The following is an 11,300-nucleotide window of genomic DNA, read 5'->3' on the forward strand; positions in this document are numbered from 1 at the left end:
TGAAATTTGGGAAACTACCGTCGAGGTATGTACTGAGTCAAGGATAATCTTCACTCTGAATGGCGGCATCATTGGTGATCTCTCGATAACCCCGCTTGACCTTGAAGCCTTTGCCATTGGGTATCTTATTTGTGAAGGTTATATCTGTTCCAGTGAAGAGATTCAGGAGATTACAATCAGTCTTCCGAATATCTCCGTGAGAACCGGGACTGGTTCTGTGCCATCCGGTAAATTTTCTAAAAACAGTTCTGGGGGATCTTGTCGTGATCTGCTCCCCGGAGGGATGCAAAACCCTCTTCCTGACGGTTTTACTATGAGTGCAAAGACCATCCTGGATTCCATGGATAAAGTCAATGAATACTCAGTTATCTGGAAACGGACCGGCGGTATGCATTGCAGCCTTATTATCGATGAGGAGGGAACCGTTGTCAGTGGAGTTGAAGATATGGGCAGGCACACAACGGTGGACAAAGCGGTCGGATTGGCTATTTTAAAAGGGGCGGATCTCTCCCGGTGTTACCTGGTCTGTTCAGGAAGACTCCCGGTTGATATGGTTGCAAAAGCATACCGTGCAGGAATTCCAGTGATGATATCGAATAATGCGGCATTCGCCGGAGGAATAGAGTTTGCAAAGATAGTAAACATGACTCTGGCCGGGTTTGTCAGGCCGCCCAATATGACGATATATACGGGATATCAGCGGATATTATTCTCGTAATTTCTGGAATGGAATAAGAAGAAAACACCTTAAGAATCTATTTCCAATTCGGTTTTTGTCAGAGTGTACCTATGTATGTTGAAATTATCTACTCATGTTTGAAATTGCCATTTTATGTATATTTATCCATTTAATTTAACAAATAATTAAAATAAAATAGTTTAATAAATATGAGATCGTACTTAGGTATTCGGAGTGTGATTCATGAAAACAACGCATTCATATGTATCACTAGGGCTGGCATTTCTGCTGGTCTTAGGTTTGATCTGTTCAGTTTCTGCTGCAGAAGCAGATGAAAAAGAAATAATAATCTTTGCCGCCGCATCTTTGACCGGTGCACTCGGTGACATGCAACCGATCTTTGAAACAGCACATCCGGGTGTAAAGGTTACCGCAAATTTCGACAGTTCGGCAACTCTTGAAACCCAGATCATGGAGGGTGCCTATGCAGATCTTTTCCTCCCGGCTAGTACCAAAAATATGGATAACCTGCAAAAGGAAGGGATGATTGAAAACGACAGTGTTACTGAATATGCAACCAATAAACTTGCAATTATCGTCCCTGTTGGCAATCCGGCCAGAATCAAGAACCTTGCAGATCTTGCAACCCCAGGTGTGAAGATTGTCAGTGAAACATCAGAAGTTCCAGTGCGAAAATACACCGAGCAGATGCTCAACAAGACTCTGAACAGCACTGATCTTGGAAAGACCTTTGTTGATGGATTCAGGGCAAATATCATTTCAGAAGAGACAAATGTTGCAGGTGCAACCGCAAAAGTTGCCCTTGGTGAAGCGGATGCAGGAATTACCTACTACTCTGATGTTACTAGGGATCTTGCAAGCAAGATAACAATCATTGAGATTCCTGAAGAATTCAACATCGTTGCAATTTATAAATGCGGTATTCTCTCTGAATCAAACGAAAAGGAACTATCACAAGAGTACATGAAACTCCTTACTTCAGATGAAGGAAAGAATGTGCTGAAAAACTACAACTTCCTTCCCGCATAATAGTAATGGAGTATGAAATCAGGCTCATCATCTTCTTTTCGGGGAAGTAAAGGATTAATAATTCTCATTTTTGGCCTAATAGTCTTCATTACCATTCTCTTCTATACATTACCGCTCCTCTCACTCTTTCTGCGAATAACTCCTGAAGAATTTATTAACACAATTTATGAGCCAAATGTCCAAAGTGCGATTTTATTGTCATTAGTAACAGCAACTACAGCCACGGCGATTATTGTAATACTTGGGACGCCTTTGGCATTTCTGAATGCGAGGGTTGATTATTCTGGTAGAAAATTTGTCGAGACCCTCATAGACATCCCCATTGTTCTTCCTCCCTCGGTGGCAGGGCTGTCCCTCCTGGTTTTGCTTGGTAGACGCGGTCTATTAGGAAGTACGCTCAGTGAAATGGGAATCACCATTATATTCACCACACTTGCGGTAATTATCGCCCAGGTTTTTGTAGCCGGTCCACTATACATCAGACAGGCGAAGAGTGCCTTTGCGATGGTGGATCCGGTATTCGAATCCGCTTCACGAACACTTGGCGCAGGTCCTATTATCACATTTATAAAAGTTACGGCTCCCCTTGCCCGTACCGGGTTGATTTCGGGCATTATTATCAGTTTTGCGCGTGCAATTGGAGAGTTCGGTGCAACTATCATGGTCGCAGGTAATTTACCTGGAAAAACACAGACAATGCCACTTGCCATTTATGGATTTATGCAAAGTAATCTGACTGCATCGATAGCGCTCTCAATCGTTCTTATTGCAATATCCTTTGTTATTCTGGTTCTCATTCGTATCCTGTCCGGGAAGTCTGCCTGATGCTTGAAGTACAATTAAAAAAGAGTCTTCGGGATTTTGACCTGGATGTATCACTGAGTGTTCGTTCAGGTGAAGTTCTTGTTCTCCTCGGGGAGAATGGATCAGGGAAATCTACAACATTAAACCTTCTTGCAGGACTTCTAAACCCTGATGAAGGAATAATATCCTTGAATGAGAGAATATTGTACTCCGGCTGTACGTCTGTAGAACTTCCTCCTGAAGACCGGAATATCGGATACGTATTCCAGAATTATGCTCTCTTTCCCCATATGTCTGCATTCGAGAATGTTGCATTTGGTCTTCGAAGACGCAGTATGGCATCCGTAGAGATCCACAAACGAGTTCAACACATATTAGACGACCTGGGTGTCGGACATCTTATGTATGAACGAGTCACCAACCTTTCGGGAGGACAGAGACAGCGAGTGGCATTGGCTCGTGCCCTCGTTATTCAACCGGATCTCCTTCTTCTTGATGAACCACTTACTGCTCTTGACCGGCAGGCTCGAGAAAAAATCCGGATAGAACTCAGGGAAGAATTGGTGAAAAGCTGCAAACCATCAATCATCGTGACCCATTCACTAAAAGATGCAGAGATAATGGGTGATCGGGTGATAATCCTTGCTGAAGGGAAAATAATCTGGACCGGACAACCGAATGAACTGGAGAAACATTCAGGATCTCCACAAGTCCGGTATATTTCTGATGAATATATCAGCTTTTCAAAGATTGCTATTGACTAGGTGGTCTAATTCCCACTCATCATTATTTCAAGACATATGGAGGAGGAATGAAATATCTATCCTTATAGTCAGATTCAAGAGAGTTGCTCTGATACACAGGAGTCTTGGTGCAAGGGAAGAAATGGGTCTGGTTACCCGATATCTGTCCGAATATTTTTCGATTATTGAACCATAAACGGTACATCTGATATTGCCTGAATCGCATCAGGTGTATACCTGTCAATCTCAACAAAAACAACAAATCATGGGTATTATCCATATGCGTTTGTACTCTCTCGTTATTCAACAGCAATCATTACTTCGGAAGACTTGATTAATGCCCATGCAATTTTTCCTTCTTTCAGTTCGAGATTCTCAACCGCATGGGTGGTAATAACTGAGGTAAGGAGAACCCCATTCCCAATATCGAGAATAACCTCGCTGTTAACCGTGCCTTTCGTTATGGACTTAATGGTCCCTTTGATAGAATTACGTGCACTGATTCTCATTTTCTCTCTTGATTTTTTGATGACGATGACACGTGGTGATTATTTCAATCCCCACACTGTAAATCTAGCATTCCATCGAAATGACTTATCCCTGAATCAGTTCCATTGCAAGATCATATGGATTTTTGGGGCGTTCGCTCCCGTTTTTATTAGTGAAAAACGTATGAGGATGAATTTCTTTCATCTGCTCAAGGGTAAGCTTCCCAACAATCCCCCTGGCAACATCCTCAGCATCCTTGGATTTTCCAGGGAATTTCAGGATATATCCCATCCTGATATGCATAATCATTGCATTACGAAGTTCTTCGTCGCTCAGTCGGTCAAATGGAGTGAATTTCTCAATTTTATGTCTGCTCATACCAGATATCTCCATATATTACTTTTTTTCTGCCATGTGAATTGTTGATTCCCCATACCGGGACCTTATGGCTCCAGCCTGAAGAATGGGAAGATTGTGTTTCAAACACAAAGATTCAAAAAGTTCCTTATCCGGCAGTTCATGGTAATGGTTGTGGATGGCAAGTTCCAGTTCATATAATCCCTGCATACCAGTACCAATAGGCGGCCGTGAGAACCAGTGATTAGAGATTAAAAGTCCATTCGGCGTCAGAATAGATGACACCTTTGAGAGAACATCATCAAGTCTGTCAATCATACTATAGAGAGCATGAGCGATGAGAATTATATCACATCCCTGATCGGTGTATACAGATAAATCGCCAGGTAGAACACGGATACGGTCCTCCATACCAAAACGAACAACATACTCTTTGGCAACCGAGGGGTCAGCAGATCCGGTCAGAACAGTTGCTGTCATCTGCGGATTATTCTGGCAGGCCGCAATGGCATACAGACCATGTCCTCCATTCATTTCCAGGAATTTTTTTGCATCCGAAAACCTATCCCATGTCTTCAGTACATTTGTCACACTCTGAATCGTTCCGCGGAGAGCATGATTTGCTTCTGATCGAACTGCCTGGAGAGAAGACGTATCAAATGTCGTTTTCTGTTCAGGCTTTGTCAGATACACAGCAAGATCCTTCCATGGTGAATCGTCTGCCGGGAGATTTATGATATAGTCCCCCTGGTAAAAAGGACTGTTTCTGACGAAATTCATCCGGGCAGCAGGAGATATCGAGAACTCAACCCCTGCTTTTCTGACCATATCAAGGTAATAGAGCATACCAAGAAGACTGGTTACATATTCCGCCCGGATTCCGGTTCCTGTAGCCAATTTTTCAGGAGTTGCCGGTCCGTTTTCTGCAAGCCATGAAAACAGGTCAAGTTTTAAAGCAGCATTCACGACCATAAATTCTTTGAACACCTGCACCAGGTCATCTACAATCTCAATAACCGGCAGGTCAGGAATTTTCAGGATCTCGTGTATCTCATCACTCATGGTGTATCACATTATTGAACTTTCAAGAAATAAAAAATATTTTATTTAACACTCTGATTCTGCAGAAATAAATAATTATAGGAATATATAAGGTAGATACATAAAAAAGTTTATTTTTTAAGGAAAATATTCCCGTAAATAATTTCACCTTTCTTCTTTTCCTTTCGCTCACCAAGGTCTCCGATGAATTGATCAAAGGTATAGGTTACGCCATCGACTTCTTTTTCAACGGTTGCAACTTTCTTAAAACCAGGAAGTGGGTAAAGCAGATTACCAAGGATGTATGCATCTCCCTTAACCATCTGGCCACCGACACGACCCTCGACATCACCCTTGATGATGACGGTGCCTCCTTCTGCATGGGTGAGGACATGGATGAATGCATCACCTTCGATGATGATGGTCCCGCCGGTCATGGCAGTGCCAATATCATTTCCAGCTTTTCCTTTTACCCTGATAAGCCCACCACTCATACCACGCCAGTCTCCACGATAAGCACTGCCAACATGGTTCTGTGCATCGCCTTCAATCAGGATCTCTCCACCTTCCATGGCGATACCAAGAAAACTGTCTGCATTACCTTTCACAGTGATCTTACCGCCTTTCATCCAGCCACCGATATACATATCAGCATCGCTGTTAATGATGATCTCACCTGCAGTCATCTGCTGTCCAAATCGCTTCATCCGGCGCACATTTCCGTTTACCACGATCTTCGTATCAGCAGCGGTTTCACCGGCCTTTCCTTCAAATTTAAAAAAATCTCCAAGTTTCCACTGAATCTTTCCTTCATGTGCCGGAAGATCTGCAATCTCTGCAAGGCTTTTTCCTGCAAATAAGTCCGGAGTGACACTATAGCATTCAAGGAATAATTCAGGCTCCTGTACAAGAGTCATTGTTATGGTTTCCATTCTTCATTCCTCCTTTATGCTACATCCAGTTCAATTGCCCGTGGATTGTGCACATGTTCATCAAATACTGCATAGTTTTCTAGATTCACAGTGTAGTTCTTGGTAAATTTCTCTTTGATGTCATGCATAACCTGTGCATTTTCAGGCATATTGACTTTCGTCCAGAGGGTGTATTTATGCGGCTCTGCAATTATTTCTCCATCTTTAACAACAACTACACCTTCCTTGATGGTATACGCAGTGTTCTGGAAGGCCGCTTCGATGAGTTCAGGATCTGACGGAAGATCATTCGCATCAAGGTTGTAGATTGCCACGTTTCCGTCTGCACCCTTTACAAGGCTACCATATATGGCTGCAAGTCCGAGGGCTTTTGCAGGGCCGGCACGGGTCATCATGGCAATTTCATAAAGGCCGAGTTCACGGTCCATTGAGGCAATGTTACTTGCAGCAATGACTTTGTCTTTCCACTTCATAGTGTCAAGGGTTTCTTTACGTGCTTTCTCGGACATCAGCCACTTGATGACACAGGGGTACCGAGTGAATGGTCCAGCATTCGGATGATCGGTAGTGATATGAACCCGCATCAGGTCCTTTGCATAGAGTGCAAGTTCAAGCCCGATTGCCCATTGAATACCACATACTTTGATATTTTTGTCATAGATATAGGGCACAACACCAGAGCCGGTCTCAAGTTCGACATCAACGTTTGCCCATTTGATGTGATTAAGTTGGTTGAGGTGATACTCGAATGGACCGTCAGCAGTCATTGTGGTCGTCTCATCTAGAGTGACCTGTCCGATATCACATGTGATGTTCTTGTTGGCATTCACATAATCCATGATTTCCTTTGCACCTGACTCAAAGTCAGCCCAGGAAGTTCCTTTATAACTGTGGAACTGGATATGAGTGTTATGAAGAACCTGTTCTCTGCCGAATTTATTCTTTGCTTTGTATGATTCGGCAAGACGAAGCGTGTCCAGGGTGTCCTTGTAGTTACCGGGATTTCCAAGGTTATTCCCATGGATGTGGACTGAGTGAGGAAGTCCAAGGTACTCGTTCGTCTCTATTAGCCCTTTCACTATCTCTGCAGGGGTGATGTCAAAGTACGGGACCGGATCATTGATGGTTGTACAGTTCTCTCCCCATGCCCAGGCTTCGGTTCCACCTGGATTGACGACCTTGATACCAATACCTTTGGTGGCATTGAGCAGCCATGCAACGTATGCTGCATTGTTCTCAAGTTCTTTGTTTTTGATATATTCAAAGCAGAACCAGTTGTTACCGAAAACCGGCATGGCAGCCTGGTCTAGGATGGGGGTGTCACGGAACTCTTCATGCACGTGTGGTGCCAGAAGTGGTGGCATTGCTGCTTCGTTTGTGAAGGTGTATCCCATTCGGGCATATGCGTAACCGGTCTTGTATGTGGACGGAATCGAAAAACCCATCTCCATACGCTTACCCTGTTTTATAATCCCGCCACGGTATGACCCACGGAAAAACTTGTCTTCCGGACGCATCATCCGGCCCGTGTTTACTTTTGGACCTGATACGTGTGTATGGATATCCACTCCACCAGACATGACGGTCTTTCCTGATGCATCGATGACCTGTGCCTTTGAGGATACCTTGTCAACGATCTTCCCGTCTTTGATGGCGATATCTGCTTTATCTCCTTTTATTCCTGAAATTGGGTCAAATATATACCCGTTCTTAATAAGAAGTTCTGACATCAGGCTTCACCCTTCGCTTTCAGTTCTTCCATACGGTCAGCGATCTTATTCAGGAGAGTCTCGTCATCCATGACACCTTCCGGTGGTTCGATGACTTTTCTGAACTGAATTGGCACATTATCCATTCGATAGACGATACCACCGACATCAACACCACAGATACAGACTGGGATGTGCAGATCAGATATCTCGGATGCCATATTGATGCTTGGGTCAATAGTAACCCAGGGGTGTTTTTTAAGCTGTTTTACTGCAGGAATGGGGAAGTGTGCAGCGGCGTCGGTTCCGATATTAATGAACATATCGACTTCATCACGCATGGCCATATCAACCGAACTGGTCTCACCAGGGTTCATGTGGGCATGGTTCTGTTTGGTAAGGTCAAGACAGTAAGGGAACCCGAATGTCCAGGACCAGACCACCCCAGGGCCTGCAATGTTATAATGACCTCTCATTGCCATGATGGTCCATTTTGAGATCTTGTTCAGGTCACGAGTCAGGGAGATAGCGATGTCGATATTATGGTTTCTTCCATCAGTATGAGTCAGACCCATCCCGAAGAATGTAGTTCCAAACCGGGCATTCTTCATGATCTCTGCAACTTCAAGGATCGTCTCTTTTTTAATTCCAGCGACTTCATCAGGAAGGTCTTTTCCATGGCCGTGAATGACCATTCGGAAGGCATTGAAAAGTTCATAATCATGACCCTGTTTAACCTGGAGATGATAATCTGCTACATTTGCTGTGTCAGTAAACCGGGGATCGATGACAATGACAGTCCTCTTTTTCTGGCCCTTTCCGGTGAAAAAACCACGCGGAAAGATAGAGTACCGGGACATATGACGTGGGTGCGCATGTGCTGGGTTAGACCCCCAGTAGACGATCACGTCTGCACGGTTCTTGACTTCTCCTAGTGTACAGCTGGGATATCCGTTGTCGAATATTGCAAGGAACGATGGTCCGTGACAGATAGTTGCACAGTTATCAAGCATACCCCCTGCAATTTCCATTACACGTGCTGCAGCTGCCTGACCTTCACAATTGGTAGACCCAAACCCGTACATGAGGGGTTTTTTGGCCTTAAGCAGATGTCGTGCAGTCCAGTCGATTGCTTCCTCGTAGGAAATATCTTTCATGGAGCCATCCGGTTGTCTCATACGGGGAAGTCGGATCCGATCCTTAGAACAACCGTGCTTGAAGATTTCCGTTCCGATTGCACAGACGTTTTCTACTTCCAGAATGTCCTTTCCATCGTCTGAAACAGTAATGCGGACATCATCACAGGAGCATCCGCAATAGGGACATCCGACATTTTCTATTACTTTTGGCATTATTGGTCACCCTTCCACATACCGACAGCACCCTGAACCAGTTCAAGGGCAGTTTTCAACCGTTCATTTGGAACAGGTTCGACCGTTACCGGAAATCCACTGTACTGGGGTGCACCGGTTGACTGGGTTCGTGGGGGAACAACCTGGTTCGCCCAGACTCCTTGTCTGATATGACAAAGGCCAGGATAACAGGTTTGGCGACCAACGACTGCTTTCACCACCACTTCACCGGATTCGCTTTTTACACGGACGTTGGTATTTTTCATAATACCAAGTTCTTTCATGTCCTGTTCGTTCATCTCGATGATGCTGCAGGCGTCAAAGTACTGCCGTGAAGTTTTCCCGATCTCCATGGCAATACCTTCTTCAACAGCCCGCTGGGTTATCATGTTTAACGTTTTTTTTGCTTTCATAGGATCTCCCGAAAATCCTATATTTTTCAAAACACCCGAACTGTTTTGAATTTTTGCAGATAAGATCAGGCAGATGTACCCTTTCCCCGATAGGCAGGGCATGAATCCTGATCGTATCATGTATTCTTTGGATATCTCTATAAGAACATATTCGTAATGTGAAGTTAGGCATCAATTCTTCGAGTGACATGAGGTGAATAAATCGACGAAAAACAAAATGTCCTTGAAAGGAAGGAAAGTGGATCTGGTTGTGTCATGAAACCCTGGCAATGTGAGCCTATTGATAAGATTAAATTGAAAAATAATTCAACAATTAAGCCCCAACCTAAATTTTGAATATGACAATTTACTTTAGAGGATAGTTAAAACCCCCCTTTTATGATCGCTAGTTTATAAAGTATTTATAAACCCCAATTTGTTGTAAGGGGGTTCTTAGCTATTCTCTTTATAAAAAATTAAGCATAACAAATCTACATGATGTAAAACATTATTAGTCGATACAAACCTAAGAATGAGTTAGGCACTACGCAATATCGATTCAGACATGAAACCATTTATCAGGAAAAAGAAGATCAAAGGTCATGAATATCTGTATGAAATTACCCCCTATTTTGACGAAATTTCAGGGAAATGGAAACAGAAAACAAAATATCTGGGACGAAATATTGATGGTGCACCAGTCAGAAAGACACGTATCCCGAAGACCGGGGGGGTGTATGATTTTGGACAATATATACCGGCTCATTGGGCAATCCGTGAGTATAAACTATTTGAAGCACTTTTAAGCTGTTTTTCTCCTGAGGAAGTTTCACTCCTCCTGGTTTTGGCAATAAACCGGCTTATTCTTCCCTGTTCTATAAGGCAGGTAAATTCATGGCTCTCTGGTACCTGGATTTCACATTTGATTCCAGGAGTGATTGCTGATCCTATTTCAATCTTCCAACTTCTCCATACTATCTCGAATCGGCCGGTAATTGGACTTTTTTCTCGCATGTTCTCGATGATTAACAATTTTTCTGACAAACGTATCATTATGTCCGGGAGAGTAACAGATTATTCCCTTTTTAAGGGGTCACGGGGAGAAGGGTATTCCTATAAAGATCTGCTTGAAGGGGACTTGGGAATTCGGATGATATATGATCCAGAACTCAGGGTCCTTACCGGATGTGAAATGACCGATATAAGAAGGAATTTTATTGAGGAATCATTAAGTATTATAAGTTCAGGCAGAATACCAGGAGGAAGTCTTTTACCAAACTGGGATTACTTTTCACCTGTCCTCATCCAAAATTTAGCCTCAATTGGGTACCCCTTTATTATTAGACCCGACATCTCCTATGATCCCGCACGGACCACGATAATGGATTGGGATGAACAAACTAGTCCGGGTATTGAGTGTTCATATATGGGCCAACCTTGTTTTTTAAAAGAGTGTACGGTTTTAGTTGGATATGTTCCGGTCCGTGGATATATTCTTCACAATTTAAAAAAAGAGCAAAAGATCCGCTATGTATTTGAAAAAAATCTGCAAAATATTCAGGATATGATTATTCAGGGTGAGAATGATCCAGCTTCACTGACAGAACTAATTTTTGAGGTCGCGGGAATGGAACATGAATTTTTCATCCCGGCATTCAATAATAAGGGTGTTAAAAGGAATCAAAAGATGATTACAAATGAGATTCGCAGATTGTCACGTTCTCTTGTCATGTTCCAGGGAGATTTTTCCTG

At 43.3% G+C, this 11,300-nt stretch carries 11 protein-coding genes and 1 pseudogene; 5 read left to right on the forward strand and 7 right to left on the reverse strand.

The features are described from left to right. From fdhD to LDL35_RS10855, 4 genes are all read left to right on the forward strand, one after another. On the forward strand, positions 1-718 hold a 718-nt coding region (gene fdhD, locus LDL35_RS10840), incomplete at its 5' end, for a formate dehydrogenase accessory sulfurtransferase FdhD (protein ID WP_304022355.1). 204 nt (positions 719-922) lie between these two features. After that, on the forward strand, positions 923-1,729 hold the full coding sequence (gene modA / locus LDL35_RS10845) for a molybdate ABC transporter substrate-binding protein (RefSeq protein WP_304022356.1): 807 nt from the start codon (positions 923-925) through the stop codon (positions 1,727-1,729). A 12-nt stretch (positions 1,730-1,741) separates the two neighbouring features. Continuing rightward, the gene (locus LDL35_RS10850; protein ID WP_304022357.1) at positions 1,742-2,554 is read left to right on the forward strand and encodes an ABC transporter permease; all 813 of its coding nucleotides are present in this window, start codon (positions 1,742-1,744) and stop codon (positions 2,552-2,554) included. Continuing rightward, entirely contained in the window at positions 2,554-3,297 is a 744-nt protein-coding gene (locus LDL35_RS10855; RefSeq protein ID WP_304022358.1) for an ABC transporter ATP-binding protein, read from the forward strand. Before LDL35_RS10850 ends, LDL35_RS10855 begins: the two co-directional genes overlap by 1 nt. 278 nt (positions 3,298-3,575) lie before the next feature. On the opposite strand, the gene LDL35_RS10860 is transcribed toward LDL35_RS10855, so the two are convergent. The 7 genes from LDL35_RS10860 to LDL35_RS10890 all read right to left on the reverse strand — a co-directional run bounded on the left by LDL35_RS10860 (position 3,576) and on the right by LDL35_RS10890 (position 9,569). Beyond that, positions 3,576-3,785 carry a molybdopterin-binding protein gene (locus LDL35_RS10860; protein ID WP_304022359.1) on the reverse strand — a complete coding sequence of 70 codons (210 nt, stop codon included), beginning with the start codon at positions 3,783-3,785 and terminating at the stop codon, positions 3,576-3,578. 85 nt (positions 3,786-3,870) lie between these two features. Further along, positions 3,871-4,143: a hypothetical protein gene (locus LDL35_RS10865; RefSeq protein ID WP_304022360.1), complete on the reverse strand. Its 273-nt coding sequence runs from the start codon at positions 4,141-4,143 to the stop codon at positions 3,871-3,873. A gap of 18 nt (positions 4,144-4,161) precedes the next feature. After that, entirely contained in the window at positions 4,162-5,184 is a 1,023-nt protein-coding gene (locus LDL35_RS10870) for a hypothetical protein (protein ID WP_304022361.1), read from the reverse strand. Positions 5,185-5,294: 110 nt separating this feature from the next. Then, positions 5,295-6,095 (reverse strand): formylmethanofuran dehydrogenase subunit C, encoded by an 801-nt coding sequence (locus tag LDL35_RS10875; protein WP_304022362.1) that lies wholly within the window; start codon positions 6,093-6,095, stop codon positions 5,295-5,297. A 14-nt stretch (positions 6,096-6,109) separates the two neighbouring features. Then, positions 6,110-7,825, reverse strand: a complete 1,716-nt coding sequence (locus LDL35_RS10880; protein WP_304022363.1) for a formylmethanofuran dehydrogenase subunit A — start codon at positions 7,823-7,825, stop codon at positions 6,110-6,112. Further along, positions 7,825-9,156 carry a formylmethanofuran dehydrogenase subunit B gene (locus tag LDL35_RS10885; RefSeq protein WP_011448960.1) on the reverse strand — a complete coding sequence of 444 codons (1,332 nt, stop codon included), beginning with the start codon at positions 9,154-9,156 and terminating at the stop codon, positions 7,825-7,827. The genes LDL35_RS10880 and LDL35_RS10885 overlap by 1 nt, the downstream gene beginning before the upstream one ends. Then, positions 9,156-9,569, reverse strand: coding sequence for a molybdopterin dinucleotide binding domain-containing protein (locus LDL35_RS10890; RefSeq protein WP_011448959.1), 414 nt, complete (start codon positions 9,567-9,569; stop codon positions 9,156-9,158). The genes LDL35_RS10885 and LDL35_RS10890 overlap by 1 nt, the downstream gene beginning before the upstream one ends. A 544-nt stretch (positions 9,570-10,113) precedes the next feature. Between LDL35_RS10890 and LDL35_RS10895 the strand changes: the two are divergent. Further along, positions 10,114-11,300, forward strand: a pseudogene (locus LDL35_RS10895) (hypothetical protein); the annotation flags it as partial.

This window comes from Methanospirillum hungatei (assembly GCF_020216685.1).
GTDB classification, from domain to species: Archaea; Halobacteriota; Methanomicrobia; order Methanomicrobiales; family Methanospirillaceae; genus Methanospirillum; species Methanospirillum hungatei_B.